19 protein-coding genes are annotated in these 17,241 nt (G+C 45.3%); 9 read left to right on the top strand and 10 right to left on the bottom strand.

Going from position 1 to position 17,241, the window contains the following annotated elements:
* Positions 1-13: 13 nt before the first annotated feature.
* The 5 genes from CBI31_RS01450 to CBI31_RS01430 form a co-directional block, all read right to left on the bottom strand.
* On the bottom strand, positions 14-265 hold the full coding sequence (locus tag CBI31_RS01450) for a protein tyrosine phosphatase (protein WP_088524640.1): 252 nt from the start codon (positions 263-265) through the stop codon (positions 14-16).
* A gap of 168 nt (positions 266-433) precedes the next feature.
* On the bottom strand, positions 434-1,582 hold the full coding sequence (locus CBI31_RS01445) for an aminotransferase class V-fold PLP-dependent enzyme (protein WP_088524639.1): 1,149 nt from the start codon (positions 1,580-1,582) through the stop codon (positions 434-436).
* Positions 1,583-1,721: 139 nt separating this feature from the next.
* Positions 1,722-2,867 carry a tricarballylate utilization 4Fe-4S protein TcuB gene (gene tcuB, locus CBI31_RS01440; protein WP_088524638.1) on the bottom strand — a complete coding sequence of 382 codons (1,146 nt, stop codon included), beginning with the start codon at positions 2,865-2,867 and terminating at the stop codon, positions 1,722-1,724.
* On the bottom strand, positions 2,854-4,275 hold the full coding sequence (gene tcuA, locus CBI31_RS01435) for an FAD-dependent tricarballylate dehydrogenase TcuA (RefSeq protein ID WP_088524637.1): 1,422 nt from the start codon (positions 4,273-4,275) through the stop codon (positions 2,854-2,856). Before tcuA ends, tcuB begins: the two co-directional genes overlap by 14 nt.
* Before the next feature lie 65 nt (positions 4,276-4,340).
* The gene (locus tag CBI31_RS01430; protein ID WP_088524636.1) at positions 4,341-5,261 is read right to left on the bottom strand and encodes a DMT family transporter; all 921 of its coding nucleotides are present in this window, start codon (positions 5,259-5,261) and stop codon (positions 4,341-4,343) included.
* Between the two features lie 142 nt (positions 5,262-5,403).
* Between CBI31_RS01430 and CBI31_RS01425 the strand changes: the two genes are divergently transcribed.
* The 4 genes from CBI31_RS01425 to CBI31_RS10295 all read left to right on the top strand — a co-directional run bounded on the left by CBI31_RS01425 (position 5,404) and on the right by CBI31_RS10295 (position 7,911).
* Positions 5,404-6,549 (top strand): alpha-hydroxy acid oxidase, encoded by a 1,146-nt coding sequence (locus tag CBI31_RS01425; RefSeq protein WP_088524635.1) that lies wholly within the window; start codon positions 5,404-5,406, stop codon positions 6,547-6,549.
* Positions 6,550-7,350, top strand: coding sequence for a bestrophin-like domain (locus CBI31_RS01420; protein ID WP_206075437.1), 801 nt, complete (start codon positions 6,550-6,552; stop codon positions 7,348-7,350).
* Between the two features lie 22 nt (positions 7,351-7,372).
* Positions 7,373-7,561 carry a hypothetical protein gene (locus CBI31_RS01415; RefSeq protein ID WP_088524634.1) on the top strand — a complete coding sequence of 63 codons (189 nt, stop codon included), beginning with the start codon at positions 7,373-7,375 and terminating at the stop codon, positions 7,559-7,561.
* 173 nt (positions 7,562-7,734) lie between these two features.
* Entirely contained in the window at positions 7,735-7,911 is a 177-nt protein-coding gene (locus CBI31_RS10295) for a hypothetical protein (protein ID WP_161484699.1), read from the top strand.
* A gap of 45 nt (positions 7,912-7,956) precedes the next feature.
* On the opposite strand, the gene CBI31_RS01410 is transcribed toward CBI31_RS10295, so the two are convergent.
* The gene (locus CBI31_RS01410) at positions 7,957-9,057 is read right to left on the bottom strand and encodes an alkene reductase (RefSeq protein WP_088524633.1); all 1,101 of its coding nucleotides are present in this window, start codon (positions 9,055-9,057) and stop codon (positions 7,957-7,959) included.
* Positions 9,058-9,200: 143 nt separating this feature from the next.
* Here CBI31_RS01410 and CBI31_RS01405 point away from each other — a divergent pair, with 143 nt between their 5' ends.
* On the top strand, positions 9,201-9,365 hold the full coding sequence (locus CBI31_RS01405) for a rubredoxin (RefSeq protein ID WP_088524632.1): 165 nt from the start codon (positions 9,201-9,203) through the stop codon (positions 9,363-9,365).
* 60 nt (positions 9,366-9,425) lie between these two features.
* Positions 9,426-10,589, top strand: a complete 1,164-nt coding sequence (locus tag CBI31_RS01400) for an NAD(P)/FAD-dependent oxidoreductase (protein WP_088524940.1) — start codon at positions 9,426-9,428, stop codon at positions 10,587-10,589.
* 81 nt (positions 10,590-10,670) lie between these two features.
* Here the strand turns inward: CBI31_RS01400 and CBI31_RS01395 are convergent, their stop codons facing one another.
* Complete coding sequence (locus CBI31_RS01395; protein WP_088524631.1) at positions 10,671-11,264, bottom strand: urate hydroxylase PuuD; 594 nt, start codon at positions 11,262-11,264, stop codon at positions 10,671-10,673.
* A 136-nt stretch (positions 11,265-11,400) separates the two neighbouring features.
* Between CBI31_RS01395 and CBI31_RS01390 the strand changes: the two genes are divergently transcribed.
* Together CBI31_RS01390 and CBI31_RS01385 are read left to right on the top strand one after the other, a co-directional pair.
* Entirely contained in the window at positions 11,401-12,345 is a 945-nt protein-coding gene (locus CBI31_RS01390) for a hydroxymethylglutaryl-CoA lyase (RefSeq protein ID WP_206075423.1), read from the top strand.
* 20 nt (positions 12,346-12,365) lie between these two features.
* Positions 12,366-13,346, top strand: a complete 981-nt coding sequence (locus tag CBI31_RS01385) for a Bug family tripartite tricarboxylate transporter substrate binding protein (RefSeq protein ID WP_420812054.1) — start codon at positions 12,366-12,368, stop codon at positions 13,344-13,346.
* Positions 13,347-13,381: 35 nt separating this feature from the next.
* Here the strand turns inward: CBI31_RS01385 and CBI31_RS01380 are convergent, their stop codons facing one another.
* Genes CBI31_RS01380 through CBI31_RS01370 form a run of 3 tightly spaced genes read right to left on the bottom strand, consistent with a single transcriptional unit; the run spans position 13,382 to position 15,919 of the window.
* Entirely contained in the window at positions 13,382-14,158 is a 777-nt protein-coding gene (locus CBI31_RS01380; RefSeq protein WP_088524937.1) for a 3-hydroxybutyrate dehydrogenase, read from the bottom strand.
* Positions 14,159-14,209: 51 nt separating this feature from the next.
* On the bottom strand, positions 14,210-14,707 hold the full coding sequence (locus tag CBI31_RS01375) for a YqaA family protein (RefSeq protein WP_088524630.1): 498 nt from the start codon (positions 14,705-14,707) through the stop codon (positions 14,210-14,212).
* Positions 14,708-14,713: 6 nt separating this feature from the next.
* The gene (locus CBI31_RS01370; protein WP_088524629.1) at positions 14,714-15,919 is read right to left on the bottom strand and encodes a CaiB/BaiF CoA transferase family protein; all 1,206 of its coding nucleotides are present in this window, start codon (positions 15,917-15,919) and stop codon (positions 14,714-14,716) included.
* Between the two features lie 141 nt (positions 15,920-16,060).
* On the opposite strand from CBI31_RS01370, the gene CBI31_RS01365 reads away from it, so the two are divergent.
* Positions 16,061-17,230, top strand: a complete 1,170-nt coding sequence (locus CBI31_RS01365; protein ID WP_088524628.1) for an acyl-CoA dehydrogenase family protein — start codon at positions 16,061-16,063, stop codon at positions 17,228-17,230.
* The last annotated feature ends 11 nt before the right edge of the window (positions 17,231-17,241 follow it).

Genomic DNA, 17,241 nt, shown 5'->3' with positions numbered 1-17,241 from the left:
GGGAAAACCATTGCTAAGTGGCTGCGTCTGAAGCAGGCTTAGCTTTCTTCTTGGATTTCTTCTTGGATTTTTTCTCAGCTTTCTTATCCTTCTTGGCTGCTTTCTTTGCTTTCTGCTCAGTCGCTTTATCTGTTGAAGCAGCCTCTGTAGCGGCAGCTGGTGCCGAAGCAGGAGCGGGATCAGCTGCTATTGCTGGGATTGGAGAAATGCCGATAACTACAGAAATCAGGGTGGCTAGACGAAGGTGGGCAACACGAGAAATCATCAAATTCTCCAAGATGGTTTGTTGATGATTTGATAATACTCATAAATTTGTCATCAATGCGCCATTTAAAGAGCGATGCCCTATTTGAGCGGCGACCGAAAGGCTGGCTGAGCCCATCAAAGGAAAAAGGCCATCATGAGATGGCCTTTATTATCCCTAGGGCAAAGATTACGCAGGCATCACTTCTGCTTCAGTAATTTTTTCGAGGGCTGTAGCTAATTGACCAAGAGTGCGATCAACATGAGTCAATTTCTCTAAACCAAATAAGCCAATTCTGAATGTACGGAAGTCTGGCCTTTCATCGCACTGCAACGGAACGCCTGCAGCAGTTTGTAAGCCGAGGGCAATGAACTTCTTACCAGATTGAATATCTGGATCTTTGGTGTAGCTCACTACTACGCCAGGAGCTTGAAAGCCCTTAGCAGAAACAGAGGGGTAACCTTTAGACACTAATAAGTCGCGAACCTTCGTACCCAGCTCTACCTGCTTTGCTTTGAGTGTCGCAAAACCCAGTGATTGCGTTTCTTTCATCACATTGCGCAAGATCTTGAGCGCGTCTGTAGGCATCGTAGTGTGATACACGTGACCGCCTTTTTCATAAGCTTCCATGATCTGCAGCCATTTTTTAAGATCCATAGAAAAGCTAGTACTTTGAGTGGCATCAATTTGCTGTCGGGCTCTGTCACCAAGTGCGATCAATGCACAACATGGGGAACTGCTCCAGCCTTTTTGTGGCGCAGTGATCACCACATCTACATTGCAGGCTTTCATATCTACCCACATTGCGCCTGAGGCGATGCAATCTAGTACAAATAAACCATTCACAGAGCGGACAGCCTCACCAACTGCCTTGAGATAGTCATCTGGCAGGATGATACCTGCTGAGGTTTCAACGTGCGGCGCAAAAACGACCGCTGGCTTTTCTTTTTTAATGAAGGTCACTACCTCTTCAATCGGTGCTGGTGCAAATACGCCCTGAGTAGAGGGCTCTAATTGACGGCCTTTGATGATAGTAATGTCATTTGTAATATTAGCTAGATCAAAAATTTGTGTCCAACGATAGCTAAACCAGCCATTACGCAACACTAAGCATTTTTGATTGTTAGCAAATTGACGCGCTACGGCTTCCATACCGAAAGTGCCGCTACCAGGAACGATGACTGCGGAGCTGGCGTTGTAGGCGTCCTTCAGAACGCTGGAAATATCAACCATGACGCGATTGAACTCTTCAGACATGTGATTTAAGGAGCGATCGGTATAAACAACCGAGAACTCTAATAAACCATCTGGATCAACGTTGGGGAGTAAACCTGGCATAGCAGTTTCCTAGGGATTTCTGTGGATAGACCTAAATGATACCGATTTAGCGGCTTACTGCACTGCAACCTTACTTTTTTGATCAATTTTGCCTATTTTGGCTGATCTAAGGCCAGAAATGCAAGAAATCAGGGGCTAATTAATCAGCGCCAAACTTGGCATGGCTCTTCTGACGCTTTTCAATGGAATTTTTCAATAAGGCAGCCACTCTATACATACCATGGGCAAATTTGCCATAAGGCATAGTCAAGAAGAAGCCCATGACAAAACCTAAATGAACTGCAAGCAGAGCAGCCATAGCGGCAGAATCTCGATAAGCCAGTAAGAGCAAACCTGAAGCGCTAATCAAAAATAAGAGCACGATAAACGCCCTATCCATCGGTTTTTGACTAGCATCTCCGTGCGCAGAGTTTCTTTGCAAATTTAAATACAGTAAACCTGCTGGGCCAATGAGCAGCCCAATACCGCCAAGCGTTCCCAAAATGACAGGTAGGCTACTCAAGGCATAAGGCGCATACCAACCGAAGAAGTAATGGTAGATTGTTGCAACACTCGTAGCAGCAAAGCACAACATGAAGCCATAAAAGGTGAAATGGTGGAAACGTTTTCTCCAAAGAGAAAAAGCATCGTCTTCGTTATTGCACCCTTCACCATGCCCTCCTCCAAGATATTTCAGAGTCAAAGCATCATGAGTTGCTTCTACCGCAGCACTAGCGGAAATTACTCCAGCAGAAATACTCTTCCAAAAATCAACAAGGCCAATTGCAATCGCTATTAATGAGAAACCGAACACTGCACCAAACATCACTGCCATTGTGTTGTGAGAGAAGACCGCATAAAAATTACCCTCAAGTGGCCCTAAGAACAAGGAGTCATTTAACAATGCACTCAATAATAAGAAAAAAGTGATTGATAGCGACACTGCTATTGATACGCTACTACCATTACTTTTATATAAAGCCCCAAATGACTTGGGCCACGCATAAGTGATATAGGTCTCTTTACGAATCTGGGCCATAACGCGTGGAATATTGACGCCGAACTCATGTGGCGGCGCGTATTGACAAGCATGGAGACAGGCGCCGCAGTTATGGCACAAGTTGGCTAAATAATTTACGACACTGGGCGTGAACTCAATCCGACGGGTCATTGCCGGAAAGACCGCACAAAATCCTTCGCAATAGCGACAAGCGTTACAGATCTGTAGCATACGATTAGCCTCTGACTCTGGCGTCCCCATAGCGAGATCTCCAGCCTCTTTAATCAGCGACTTAAGCTCCTGCATGCTCAGCCTCCAGAGTTTGACTTTTTGATACTTGCGCAGCCTTAGCTGCTTGTGTTCCTGCTATACGGCCAAAGACCGTGCCGATAGTCATGCCAATGCCTGCAGCATATCCCTTACCCAATACATTACCAGCCATCATTTCACCGGCAACAAATAAATTCGGGCTAGCTAGACCACCAAAGTGAACAGCCGCAGTCTCATCAGTCTTCAAGCCTAAGTAAGTAAATGTCACGCCCGGACGAACCGTATAACCATAGAAGGGACCTGTGTCGATTGGCAAGGCCCAATGTGTTTTGGCTGGCTCTATGCCTTCGGTATGGCAATCATCCAAGACGGTATGATCAAAAGTACCGACTCTACAAGCAGCGTTATAAGACTGGATAGTCTCTTGTAGTGCCTTTGGATCTAAACCCAACTGAATAGCTAGCTCATCTATAGTATCTGCTTTTTCACCAGGAAATACTGGCGGCATAAATTTGCCCAATACTTTTGAATCAATAATGGAATAGGCAATCTGACCAGATTGTTGGGCCACTAAGCGCCCCCAAAATGCATATCGCTTGGGCCAAAAGTCTTCGCCTTCATCAGAGAAGCGCTGGGCATTTTTATTCACCACAATTCCAAATGAAACTGCATCGATACGAGTACAGATGCCGCCATCATATAAGGGCGCCCGAGCATCCACAGCAACCATATGTGCTTGGGTTGGATCGCTTACTGAATCAGCCCCTAAGGAAATCAGTTGCTTTAGTAAAACGCCCTTGTTATATCTAGTGCCGCGAATAAGGAAATTATCTGCTGGGGATTCGCCATATTGATTGATGCCCCAAGCCTCTTTGAGCCATTCAAGGTTGGACTCAAAGCCACCCGCAGCCAAGACGCAGGTTTTAGCCTCAATGCGTTCATCACCAACATAGGCAGCAATAAATTTTCCATCCTTGATTTCAACTGAGGAGACTGGAGCTTCATATCGAATTTGAATGCCCAAGTTTTCTGCGCTACGATAGTAGGCATTGACCAAAGCCTTGCCACCGCCCATAAAAAAAGCATTAGTACGAGAGAGATTCAAGGTACCTGATAAGGGCGCCTGAAAGCGCACACCATGATGACGCATCCAATCTCGACATTGTGAAGAAGCACGAATAACCAATCTTGCTAAAAACTCATCGGTAATCCCACTAGTCACTTTTAAAATATCTTGCCAGTATTCCTCTTCAGAATAAGCTTCAAGCATGACATCTTGTGGCTCATCATGCATTGCACGGATATTGCGAGTATGAGAAGAGTTTCCACCGCGCCAGTCTTTAGGTGCAGCCTCTAGCAGCAAAACGCTAGCGCCAGCCTCCCGAGCCATCAAAGCAGCGCATAAAGCAGCATTACCACCACCAATCACTAATACATCCAACATGGCTCAGACTTCGATAGAAAAGAAAATACTTTACTGTTTTTTTAGATTTTTCACCTAGACATAGCTCAAGGCTTATTAGAGCGGCCTTGGGATGATGAAACCCAAATGCCCGTCACGATCAAAGCGAATGCTAGACCATGGAATAACTGCGGAGGTTCCCCCAAGATAGCAGCAGAAAGAATTGCCGTAAATAATGGAATGAAATTCGCAAAGAAAGCGGCCACTGTAGGTCCTGCCCCGTTTACACCTAAGCCCCAGCAACGGTAAGAAATTAATGAAGGGCCAATGGCCACAAACAGAATTAAGGAAGCAGTCCAGAAGTTGAGATCCAAATACGCTTGTCCAGCGGCAATCTCAAAGCCATTAAAAAATCCTGACCACAATAATCCTGCAAATATCTGCGCCATTAAAAATTGCGCCCAAGGCCACTGGCGCTCATTGCTTGAGCCAGGCTTGGTCAACATCCAACTATACCAAGCCCATGTGATGGTAGCTAGCATAATAAAAAAGTCACCAAGCACGATTTGCATTGAAAGCAGGGTCGATAAATCACCTCTCGTTAATACAATCGCAACTCCAAAGAGCGAAATAACTGCCCCAACTGCCTGCAATAAGCGAGGTTTAGTTTGGTAAAAAACAGCACCAATAAATAACATCCAAATAGGCATGCTTGCGCCAATTAAAGTGACATTGATGGCCGTTGATGTCTCTAAGGCGAGATATAGCAGGGCGTTGTAACTACCAACCCCAAATAAACCTAAGAGCAGAAAACGCTTCTTGTTGCGCCATAAAGCACTACTAGGAGTAAAAACTCGCCAGCCCAAGGGAAGTAGTAGCAATGCTGCTAGACCCCAACGTACTGTGCTTAAGGTGATTGGTGAAACAGCCCCACTAGCAACCAAAACACGACCCGCAATCGCATTACCAGCCCATAAGGCGGTAGCAGTCAATAAATAGATAGTCGTTGCGAGGTTTAGCTGAGGCATTCAGAAAGATCAAAATAGAGAGGCATCCAAGGGCCCTAAGAGGGTTACTTTAGCATTGTAGAAACAAATCCCAGGTATTGCTAAGATAGAGCTTAATTAGATAAATGCCCCATATCAGAGGCATTCAACAGAAGGATATATTGTGGCAATCATTACCAATATCGAAGATTTAAGAGTGCTCCACAAAAAACGCACTCCCAAGATGTTTTATGACTACGCTGACTCAGGATCTTGGACCGAATCCACTTACCGTGCTAATGAATCTGAATTTCAGAAGATAAAGCTACGTCAACGTGTAGCGGTTGATATGACTAATCGAACCACGAAGACAACGATGGTAGGTCAAGAAGTAAGGATGCCTGTAGCACTTGCTCCTACTGGACTAACCGGTATGCAGCATGCTGATGGTGAAATTTTGGCAGCTAAAGCAGCAGAAAAATTTGGCGTGCCCTTTTGTTTATCTACTATGAGTATCTGCTCCATTGAAGATGTAGCAGAGCACACTACCAAGCCATTTTGGTTTCAGCTCTACGTCATGAAAGATCGTGGCTTTATCGAGCGTCTCATTGAACGTGCTAAAGCTGCCAAGTGCTCTGCGTTGGTTCTCACATTAGACTTACAAATTTTGGGGCAACGCCATAAAGACCTCAAGAATGGTTTGAGTGCCCCACCGAAACTGACGATCGCCAATATGATCAATATGGCAAGCAAGCCACGCTGGTGTCTTGGTATGGCAATGACGCCACGCAGAACTTTCCGCAATATTGTTGGACACGCAACTGGTGTAGGCAATATGTCCTCTCTCTCATCTTGGACTGCCGAGCAATTTGATCCAGGATTAAGCTGGAGCGACGTGGAGTGGATTAAAAAACTTTGGGGCGGAAAACTCATCATCAAGGGAATCTTAGATGAGGACGATGCCCGCCAAGCTGTGAATACTGGTGCTGACGCCTTAATCGTCTCCAACCATGGCGGTCGACAATTAGACGGCGCTATCTCTAGTATTGAAGCGCTGCCAGGAATCGTGGCGGCAGTTGGCAACGATATCGAGGTTTGGATGGATGGCGGCATTCGTTCCGGCCAAGATGTTTTAAAAGCCTGGGCCTTAGGTGCACGTGGCACGATGATTGGCAGACCATTTCTATATGGCTTAGGTGCAATGGGTGAGGCCGGCGTTACGAAGTGTCTCGAAATCATTCAAAATGAACTGGATATCACCATGGCATTTACCGGCCATCGCGATATTCAAAATGTGACTAAAGATATTTTGTACCCAGGAACTTTTTAAATTACACAAGTCCTAAACTACCCTCTCCTTGTCTTTGGAATTTCATTCCTGGTATTTGCATTTGCTGTTTGGTTCGGCAATGCTGTATTGAGCCGCTATCGCACTAAGGATACCGAGACTTCAGAAGATCTTGGAATTATTCAAACAGCGACACTCACCCTGCTTGCCTTAATTATTGGCTTTACTTTTTCTATGGCGATTGATCGTCATGATCAACGTGAGCTGCTTGAGGAGAGCGAAGCTAATGCAATTGGCACGGAATATCTCAGGGCTGACTTACTACCTCCACAATTAGCTGCCACTACTCGAGGTTTACTTAATCAATATCTTGATCAGCGCATTCTGTTCTATACAAGGCAAAGTCATGAGCAGGTACAAGAGATCAATCAGAACACAGACACATTACAGCAAAAACTCTGGAATGAGATCTTGCCCATTGCTCGTAGTAATCCAAGTCCTATGATCACACTAGTAGTGTCGGGTATGAATGATGTATTCAATTCTCAGGGCTATGTTCAGGCTGCATGGTGGAATCGAATACCCAATACTGCATGGGCTCTCATGATGGCAATCGCTATCTGTGCAAATGCATTGGTAGGATTTGGAGCGCGGAACTTTAAGAAGAACATTGCCCTGTTTATGATTTTCCCTTTTGTGATCGCTGTCTCATTTTTCTTGATTGCTGACATTGATAGCCCAAGAGGCGGCGTCATTCGTATTGAGGCGCGAAACTTGATTACACTAAAGAATGCATTAAATCCACAGACGAAAATCCAAAGCTCTTCCCAAGGCAGCAATTAGCATCACCATAAAGGCGGTACATATGAAACGTGTTGTTGATGTATTTAAGAAGCATGGCCGTGAGCTTGTATGGACCTATGTAATCGACCTTCAAAATGATGATGAATTTCATCCTGGCCAACTCGACTTTGAAGCCGAGGCTCTCAGGCTCTCTCAGGTTGATAAAAGGGGTCTGCCCAACGAACTCAGCGCCAGAGTCAGACTAAATTAGGGAAATTACCCATACAGCTGCCCACAAGATTCATGAGTTTTTAGGAAATGTCCTTTACTTTTTGATTGGCGCTCATGCATTAACAGCTTTATGGCAACATTACGTTGTAATGGACGGCACGGCTCGTTCCATATTCAATCAATAGAAAGCGAAAACATAGGGGTTAGTAAAAGATGAAGCCTTTGTCTAAAAAAGCAAAGATGGCTGTTGGCTGGACGATATTAATGACTGTAATTGGTACGGCAATGCTCCATCAGTGGCAATTCTTTGCAATGGGCTGTGCCTCTATTGCCTTACTTTTGGTTGCTAACCACTACGACCTCCTGAAAGATCCTGAGGATAAAAAATAAACCCCGCTTTTTAAGGCAGGGTTTATTTACTCGACTAAATTCGCTTTAGAGCGCTGGGTAATCTGTATAGCCGACCTCTTGGCCGCCATAGAAGGTGGCGCGGTTATATGGATTCAGTGGAGCATTCTGCAAAAAACGTTCTGCTAAATCTGGATTAGCAATATAAATACGGCCATAAGCCACCGCATCTGCTAGACCATCTTCTAAAACCTTCTCACCTAGAGCCTGATCATAGCCGCCTGCAGTAATGAATTTTCCTTGATAGAGTGATCGGAAGAGCTCTGATGTTACTGGCGCTTCTTCGTTAACTTGATCGCCACCACCCGCAGTAGTTGCACGTGGTTCAATCATATGGACATAAGCTAAGTGATAGCCATTGAGTTTATTGATTGCTGCAGTAAATAGCGCAATCGGATCGCTGTCACTAATATCGTTAAAGGTACCATAAGGAGAAAGGCGAACACCTACACGATCACTTGAGAACACGTTCGTAACAGCTTCAATCACCTCACCTAACAGTCGTAAACGATTTTCAACAGAGCCGCCATACTGATCGCTACGTTGATTAGTCTTATCTTGCAAGAACTGATCTAATAAGTAGCCGTTAGCTGAGTGAATTTCAATTCCATCAAAGCCTGCTGTTTTTGCGTTTTGCGCTGCAGCCTCAAACTCTTTTAATAAGCGCGCAATATCATCAAGACTCATTGCTTTAGGAGTCTCATAGTTATGCAGCTTCCAATCGGCACCATAGGTTTGACCTGCTGGTGCAATTGCTGAAGGTGCTTCTGGCACACCCTGCTCTGGATGCAAGGAGGAATGGGAAATACGGCCTACGTGCCATAACTGCACAACAATGGATCCACCCTTTGCATGCACTGCTTCCACGATTTCTTTCCAGGCGGCAGTTTGTTCTGGTGAATAAATACCAGGCGTTGCTGGATATCCCATGCCCAGTGGAGAGATTTGGGTTGCCTCAGTGATAATCAAGCCTGCGCTTGCACGTTGAGAGTAATAAGTCTTTGCCAAAGCATTTGGTACATCACCGGCAACTGCGCGCATCCTAGTCAATGGCGCCATGACAAGGCGGTTTTTTAACTGGAGTGAGCCAAGACTAACTGGGGTGAACATGATTTCTTTACCGGACATCTGAAGCCTTTTTATGTATGAATGTTGAGATCAACCACTGTAACAAGAATTGATGAATTTTGTTGAATTCTGCAGAATTGCACATCCCAAGAAAAAAAGTGGGATTAAATTTAAAATACAGGTCTGATATTTTGGAGATAAAAATGAAAACTTGGCAATGTATCGTATGCGGATTTATTTATGACGAGGCAAAAGGTTTACCAGAAGATGGCATTGCCCCTGGAACCGTTTGGGCCGATGTCCCAGAGAACTGGGAATGTCCAGATTGCGGTGTAGCGAAATCTGACTTTGAAATGGTTCAGGTATAAGCTTAGTACTTCCACTATTGTGGTTTGATTGATCTTTTTGCTTTCATTAGGAGTTTAGCTTTGACCCAAACTACACCTAGTTCATCCACCATTGTCATCATTGGCAGTGGCTTGGCTGGATACACTCTGATTCGTGAAATTCGCAAATTAGACAAAGCTGCACCGATTACCTTGATTACACGTGAGCCTGGCTATTTTTATTCTAAGCCGATGCTCTCTACTGCTCTTGCAAGCAAGAAAGAAGCTAGCCAACTTATCACTACGGCATCCGAAGGGATGGCATCACAACTGGGTATTGATATCCTCGCCCAAACTGATGTCAACGCAATTGATACTGCTGCGCAAGAACTACAAACCAGTGCAGGCCTAATTTCCTATGGAAAGCTGGTTCTAGCCCTTGGCGCGGATCAAATACGGATAACATTAGAAGGCAGCGCCGTTAGTGAAGTTATCACTGTGAATGATCTAGAAGATTATGAAAAATTTCGTAAGGCCATTGCAGGCAAAAAGAAGGTGGCTATTCTTGGGGCCGGCCTTATCGGCTGCGAATTTGCCAATGATTTAGTCTTGGGTGGTTATGAGGTCGATGTAATCGATCTGGCCCCCCAGGTACTTGGTCGCTTATTGCCTGAACCTGCAGCCAGAGCGCTGCAAGACAAACTGAGTGAGGCTGGTGTCCGCTGGCACTTCTCCACCACCGTCCAAACAGTTAATCGCAATGGTGATGCCCTAGAAATGAAGCTAGCAAATGGCCAATCGATTTCTTGCGATGTCGCCCTCTCTGCAGTTGGCTTAAGACCTAGATTAGATTTAGCAAAATCTGCGGGAGTAAAAACTGGAGTCGGTATTCAGGTGAACCGCCACCTAGAAACTAGCTCTAGCAACATTTACTCGCTTGGTGATTGTGCAGAGGTGGATGGTTTAGTTCTCCCTTATGTCATGCCCATCATGCAAGCTGCCCGAGCATTAGCGCCTACGCTGCTTGGCCAAGTGACAGCACTGAGCTACCCAGCAATGCCGGTCATGGTCAAAACTCCGGCACTACCCACTGTGGTTTCTCCTCCAGCCAAAGGTGCTGATGGTCAATGGAAAACAACTACCGTTGAAGGCGGCATTGAAGCTCGCTTCGAAGCACCTGATGGCAAGCTACTGGGATTTGCCTTAATGGGAGCCGCAACATCACAGCGGGCAACCTTAACCAAGGAGCTGCCCCCACTACTGTAGTGATCTCTTCTTAATAGCAATTGATGTTAACCAAATAAAAAGGCCCGCATTGCGGGCCTTTTTTTAATACTTAAGTACTGATTAAGAAACGACTACAAACCAAGTCGTATTGTGTGACTGAGCACTCATCAAGAACAGCATTGGTACTGAGAGCACTGTATTGATGCGGGAAGTCAACATTGCAACCCGTGCTGACTTTGCTTTTACATCTGGCTCAACAGCAACGATACCCAGAGCGCGCTTTTGATTTGGCCAAATAATGAACCAAACATTGAATGCCATTACTAATGCAATCCACATGCCTAAACCGATTGCGCGGAATGGCGCTTGTAAAGTGAAGGCCTGGTGTGCATAACCATTTAAGATGGCTACGATCAAACCAGTCAACACAGTAAAGAGTGCTGCCCAACGGAACCAAAACAAGGCTGTTGGAGCTATTACCTTACCAATGGCTGGTTTTTGCTCATCAGGGATTTTTGGCATTGAAGGAATTTGTACGAAATTGAAGTACCAGAGCAATCCAATCCACATCACACCAAACATCACATGCAACCAACGGAATATGAAAGGCAATTCAGCAGAGCTAAAGTTTCCGCCCAAGGCGAAGATGATGAGAATGAGAAGTACAAATCCGGTTAAAACAGTACGTCCCAAAGAGGTCAAAATTGATGCCATGAAAGGATCTCCTATGATTAATAATGGGTCTAACTATAAACGATTCTTGTAAATTTGCTCGATCCTGTAAAAATGACTAAATCTTACTTAAAATAGAGCCTTAGCTCGTTCTAGAGCACAAAATCCTACTACTGATATGACTAGCACTTTATCCCCTCAAAACCTGAAAAGAATCTATATCCAAGAGGTAGTGACTCGAGATGGCTTTCAGGCGGAAAGTGCATTTGTACCTACCGAGCAAAAAATTGCCCTAATCAATCGCTTAAGTCGCGCTGGTTACGCCAAGATTGAAGTAACTTCTTTTACTAGCCCTAAAGCTATCCCCATGCTGGCCGATGCTGAAGCAGTGATGCAAGGGATTGACCGCATACCAGGCGTTGAATACACCGTCCTCATTCCGAACCTCAAGGGCGCTGAGCGCGCTTTAAGTGTTGGGGTTGATGAATTTAATCTTGTCATGTCAGTCAGCGAGGCTCACAACCAAGCCAATCTCAAAATGAGTCGTGAAGATTCTTTCAAAGGATTGTCTTCTGTAATTGACTTGGCGCACGCCAACAATACTGCCGTGAATATTTCTTTGTCGACTAGCTTTGGATGCCCCATGTCTGGCATCGTTTCTTTAGCCGAATTAATGCACTGGGTTGATCGCTTTGCGGCTAGGGGTGTTCGTGGCATTACGGTCTGCGACACTACAGGCATGGCCAATCCAGCCCAAGTTCACTCTATTTGCGAAGCAGTACAAACAAAATATCCTAAGTTGCAATGGACATTGCATTTCCATAATACTCGTGGCATGGGCCTAGCCAATGCCCTTGCTGCAGTCAATAGTGGCATTGTTCGCTTTGACTCTTCATTAGGAGGCTTGGGCGGCTGCCCTTATGCTCCAGGAGCAACAGGTAACATTTGTACTGAAGAACTTGTGCATATGTTTGATCTCATGGGCTTTAATACCAATATGCAGATTGATGCACTTTTAGATTGTTCAAAGGATCTACAATCTTTAATTGGCCGCACATTGCCAAGCCAACTACTCATGGCTGGCAAAGTAGATCAATTACACGTAGCACCATGCCAACCATAAACTAAATAAGAAGCGTAATCATGCTATTTCAAATGATTCATAAAGCACTGACCGCTCTCGTGATTGTGGGCTTGAGTCTTGTATCAACTGTAAATGCACAAGAATTTCCACCAAAGAAAACCATCACTATCGTAGTTGGCTTTGCGGCAGGGGGTTCGGCTGATAGCGCTGCCCGAGTGATCGCAAAAAAGCTCAGTGAAGATCTTGGTCAAAATGTGATTGTGGACAACAAACCAGGTGCAGGCGGTAACATTGCCCACGCCTATACTGCCACTGCACCAACAGATGGCTCGGTGATTTTATTTGGATCGATTGGGCCACTATCGATTGCACCACACCTCATGAAGTTGCCCTATGACCCTCAAAAAGATTTAGCTCCTCTGACCATGGGTGTCACCTTTCCAAACGTCTTGGTGGTTATTCCAGAGCTAGGCGTCAAGAATTTCAAAGAATATATCGCTATGGCCAAGAAGAATCCTGGCAAGATTACTTTTGCATCCACTGGTAGCGGTTCTGCATCCCACCTGCAAGGTGAACTCTTAAACGTACGTGCAGATATTGATACGGTACATATCCCTTATAAGGGTGGCAGCCCCGCAATGGTTGATCTCCTTGGTGGCCGAGTTTCATCCTACTACTCTGCTCTTGCCACAGCAGATCCCTACATCAAAAATGGTAAGTTAATTCCGATTGCCACTACCGGCTTAAAACGCGCGCCCACCCTTCCCAATGTGCCAACCATTGCAGAGTCAGGTTATCCTGGATTTGATGCTAGCAATTGGTATGCATTTGTAGCGCCAGGGAAAACGCCCGATATTATTTTAGAGAAATGGAATAAAGCTCTAGTAGCCGTTCTGAAAGATAAAGTTATCAGTACGCAGTTAGCAGACCACGGCTTAACTCCAAATCCTGGAACCCGCGAAGATCTAGCAAAGTACATCGCAAGCCAATCTGTGACTTGGGGAAAAATTATTACTGAGAGAAAAATTACAGCCGAGTAAAACCCGGCTGTAAAAGATAAAAGGTTTGGGCTGACTTATTGCGCAGTCCAACCACCATCCATATTCCAAGCAACGCCCCGAACTTCTGAAGCATCTGGGCCACAAAGGAACACAGCTAGAGCAGCTAACTGTTCTGGAGTGACAAACTCTCCCGACGGTTGTTTCTCAGAAACTAAAGCAATCTTGGCGGCTTCATTTGAGGTTCCTTCGCGCTCAGCGCGGGCATCTACCTGCTTTTGAACCAAAGGAGTCAAGACCCAGCCTGGGCAAATCGCATTACAGGTAACCCCAGTGCGTGCGGTCTCAAGAGCAGTCACTTTAGTCAAACCAACAACGCCATGCTTTGATGCAACATAGGCAGATTTTTGAGTGGAAGCTACAAGACCATGCGCAGAGGCAATATTAATAATGCGGCCCCAGTTACGTTTTTTCATACCGGGTAATGCATGATGGGTTGTGTGAAATACAGAACTGAGGTTGATAGCAATAATCGCATTCCACTTTTCTATTGGAAAGTCTTCGATGCTCGCCACATACTGAATACCAGCGTTATTAATCAATATGTCTAATGAGCCAAAACGTTTTTCAGTTTGCTTAATGAGATCTTCAATTTCAGCAGGCTTACTCATGTCGGCGCCATGATAATCAACCTCAACACCGCATGCTTTGATTTTTGCAATCGCTTCATCTTTCTCACCAAAGCCATTCACCATGATGTTCACGCCTTGCTTGGCTAAAGCAATTGCCATTCCCAAGCCAATGCCACTCGTAGAGCCAGTGACTAACGCTGTTTTACCTTTTAAAGAAGACATATCAATATTCTCAACAAGTGAATTAAAAAACATAGGATACAACGAATAGATTTAGATCAAATGTAGCCAATGACCTAACTGATGCCAAAAACTATTGGAGACCAAGGTTAGCAACCAAGTCATGGTGAGATAGCGTAGCAATTTACCGATAAACATATAGATCAGGCATGGAAACCAGGCCAAGCGCAGCCAGCCTGCTGCGATACAAAGAGGGTCGCCAAAGCCAGGGAGCCAAGACAGGAGAAGCATCTTGGGGCCCCGCTTTTCTAGCCAAAGTTGCATGCGGCTATTAGCTGGCCCTTTTAGTGACTCAAAACCATTTCGAGAAATCAGCCCCAGCCACCAATCAAACATACCGCCCATAGTATTACCAACAGTTGCAACCAAGATCGCAATCCAATACATGCTGGGATTAAGCTCGGTATACCCAAACAAAATAGGTTCTGAACCAATCGGCAGTAAGGTGGCAGATACGAAGGCGCTAATAAAGACGGCTGACAATCCAACGGACGGCAAACCAAACCACCCAAAAAAATAGCTGGAGCGCATGATCCATTAAGAGAGGACCCCAGATTTTTTCAGAATCATAATTTGCTCTTCAGTCAGACCGGCAGATTTAAGCACTTGATCAGTATGCTCTCCTAATGTAGGGGCGCGATAACGAATTGATCCAGGATTTTGAGAAAGCTTAGGAATGATTCCAGGCACCTGGACTTTAAGGCCATTCGCTGCTTGCACGGTCTCGATCACACCACGTGCATGGTAGTGAGGATCTTCGGCAATATCTTTTGCCGTGTAAATCTTGCCAGATGGGACCTCTGCCTCAAGTAAACCTTTCAGAACTTCATCAAGGCTTAAAGTTTTCGTCCAAGCATTAATTGCTGCATCAATTTCAACGGTTCGCTTGGCACGACCATCATTAAAAGCTAAATCTGGGTCTTCACCCAAGTCTGCTCTGCCAATTAAGGTCATCAAGCGCTTATAAATAGAATCACCATTACCAGCGATCAAGACATACTGTCCGTCCGCACACCGATAGGCATTAGAAGGAGCGATCCCGGGCAAAGCACCGCCTGCAGGCTGACGTATCGCACCAAATGCCGAATACTCTGGTAGTAGGCTTTCGGTTAAATTAAATACCGCTTCATATAAAGCAACGTCAATCATTTGACCCTGGCCACCACGAGCGTCTCGCTCATACAAAGCAAGTAATACGCCAAGAGCACCATGCAAGCCTGCAATCGTATCTCCAAGCGATAAGCCTGCCCTCACTGGCACCTCATTCGGATGACCAGTGATATAGCGCAAGCCAGCCATCGCCTCTCCAATCGCTGCAAAACCAGGCTCATCGCGTCTAGGCCCATCCTGGCCATAACCGGAGATGCGCAACATGATGAGTTTTGGATTTGCTTGATGCAATTCTTCCCAGCCTAAGCCCCACTTCTCTAGCGTGCCTGGTCGAAAGTTTTCAATGACGACATCCGCTTCAAGCGCCAGCTTTCTGGCAATCGCCTGACCCTCCTTGACGCGCAGATCTAAGCAAATCGATTGTTTATTACGCGATTGGGCTTGCCACCAAACTGATGTTCCCTCATGTAGCAGTCGCCACTTACGCAATGGATCGCCTACACCTGGAGACTCTACCTTAATCACTTCTGCCCCAAAATCAGCAAGTGTTTTGGAGGCAAATGGGCCAGCAATCAGCTGACCTAACTCTAAAACTTTGACCCCAGAAAGAATTTGTTGGCGATTCTTTTGCATGAGAAAGCACTTATCCCTTGTTTATCTTGATATACAGATTATTTAGGCTATTTTCGCCTGATTTTCATCATTCTCCATGATTTTCAAATCTTGCTTAAACTAGCGTCTGCACCCAAAAATAACCGATAAAACGAGAGTTTCATGAATCACCCTATCCCCAAGCCAGACCAGTACCAAGAAATACGTGAAGCCTTACGAGACCTCTGCGGAAAATTTGACTCCGCCTATTGGCAAAAAATAGACCATGAGCGGGGCTACCCAGAGGCTTTTGTAGATGCCATGACTGAAGCTGGCTGGTTAGCAGCTTTGATACCTGAAGAATATGGTGGCTCAGGATTAGGCTTGGCGGAAGCCTCCGTCATCATGGAAGAAATTAACTTCTCGGGCGGCAATGCTGGGTCTTGTCATGGACAGATGTACAACATGGGAACCCTACTTCGCCATGGATCTGAAGAACAGAAAAAAATGTATCTGCCGAAAATTGCCAGCGGGCAATTACGTCTGCAAAGTATGGCGGTGACAGAACCTACTACTGGTACTGACACCACCAAACTAAAGACCACTGCTGTCAAAAAAGGGGATAAGTACATTATCAATGGACAGAAAGTTTGGATCTCTCGTATTCAGCATTCTGATCTGATGATTTTGCTAGCGCGCACTACTCCGCTCAATGAGGTCCAGCGTAAATCAGAAGGCATGTCGATCTTCATCGTAAATCTTGCTGATGCGATCGGCAAAGGGATGGAAGTGCGACCCATCGCCAATATGGTGAATCATGAAACCAATGAAGTATTCTTTGATAACTTAGAGATACCAGCAGAAAACCTGATCGGTGCAGAGGGCCAAGGATTTAAATACATCCTCGATGGTCTTAATGCGGAACGTGTTCTGATCGCAGCAGAATGTATTGGTGATGCCTATTGGTTTATTGATCGTGCCCGCCGCTATGCAAATGACCGCGTCGTATTTGATCGTCCGATTGGTAAGAATCAGGGCATTCAGTTTCCAATTGCTGATAGCTACATTGAAACTGAGGCTGCTAATCTCATGCGCTTTAAGGCGTGTGAACTATTTGATAATCATCAGCCCTGCGGACCTGAGTCCAATATGTCTAAATACTTAGCTGCTAAAGCATCGTGGGAGGCAGCGAATGTTTGTTTACAAACGCATGGTGGCTTTGGTTTTGCTAATGAATATGATGTTGAACGTAAATTTAGAGAAACCCGCCTTTATCAAGTTGCGCCAATCTCAACAAACTTAATTTATTCCTATATGGCTGAGCATGTTCTTGGCTTGCCAAGATCTTTCTAATAGGTCATTGA

The sequence above is a fragment of the Polynucleobacter campilacus genome, assembly GCF_002206625.1.
Classification (GTDB): domain Bacteria; phylum Pseudomonadota; class Gammaproteobacteria; order Burkholderiales; family Burkholderiaceae; genus Polynucleobacter; species Polynucleobacter campilacus.
The sequence above is the reverse complement of the archived record's forward strand: the minus strand, read 5'-3'. Positions and strand labels throughout refer to the sequence as shown.

Bases quoted from the DNA above. Each gene is read 5' to 3' on its own strand.
- CBI31_RS01450 (WP_088524640.1), bottom strand. From the start codon at position 265: ATGATTTCTCGTGTTGCCCACCTTCGTCTAGCCACCCTGATTTCTGTA.
- CBI31_RS01445 (WP_088524639.1), bottom strand. From the start codon at position 1,582: ATGCCAGGTTTACTCCCCAACGTTGATCCAGATGGTTTATTAGAGTTC.
- tcuB (WP_088524638.1), bottom strand. From the start codon at position 2,867: ATGCAGGAGCTTAAGTCGCTGATTAAAGAGGCTGGAGATCTCGCTATG.
- tcuA (WP_088524637.1), bottom strand. From the start codon at position 4,275: ATGTTGGATGTATTAGTGATTGGTGGTGGTAATGCTGCTTTATGCGCT.
- CBI31_RS01430 (WP_088524636.1), bottom strand. From the start codon at position 5,261: ATGCCTCAGCTAAACCTCGCAACGACTATCTATTTATTGACTGCTACC.
- CBI31_RS01415 (WP_088524634.1), top strand. From the start codon at position 7,373: ATGAAACGTGTTGTTGATGTATTTAAGAAGCATGGCCGTGAGCTTGTA.
- CBI31_RS10295 (WP_161484699.1), top strand. From the start codon at position 7,735: ATGAAGCCTTTGTCTAAAAAAGCAAAGATGGCTGTTGGCTGGACGATA.
- CBI31_RS01410 (WP_088524633.1), bottom strand. From the start codon at position 9,057: ATGTCCGGTAAAGAAATCATGTTCACCCCAGTTAGTCTTGGCTCACTC.
- CBI31_RS01405 (WP_088524632.1), top strand. From the start codon at position 9,201: ATGAAAACTTGGCAATGTATCGTATGCGGATTTATTTATGACGAGGCA.
- CBI31_RS01395 (WP_088524631.1), bottom strand. From the start codon at position 11,264: ATGGCATCAATTTTGACCTCTTTGGGACGTACTGTTTTAACCGGATTT.
- CBI31_RS01390 (WP_206075423.1), top strand. From the start codon at position 11,401: ATGACTAGCACTTTATCCCCTCAAAACCTGAAAAGAATCTATATCCAA.
- CBI31_RS01385 (WP_420812054.1), top strand. From the start codon at position 12,366: ATGCTATTTCAAATGATTCATAAAGCACTGACCGCTCTCGTGATTGTG.
- CBI31_RS01380 (WP_088524937.1), bottom strand. From the start codon at position 14,158: ATGTCTTCTTTAAAAGGTAAAACAGCGTTAGTCACTGGCTCTACGAGT.
- CBI31_RS01375 (WP_088524630.1), bottom strand. From the start codon at position 14,707: ATGCGCTCCAGCTATTTTTTTGGGTGGTTTGGTTTGCCGTCCGTTGGA.
- CBI31_RS01370 (WP_088524629.1), bottom strand. From the start codon at position 15,919: ATGCAAAAGAATCGCCAACAAATTCTTTCTGGGGTCAAAGTTTTAGAG.
- CBI31_RS01365 (WP_088524628.1), top strand. From the start codon at position 16,061: ATGAATCACCCTATCCCCAAGCCAGACCAGTACCAAGAAATACGTGAA.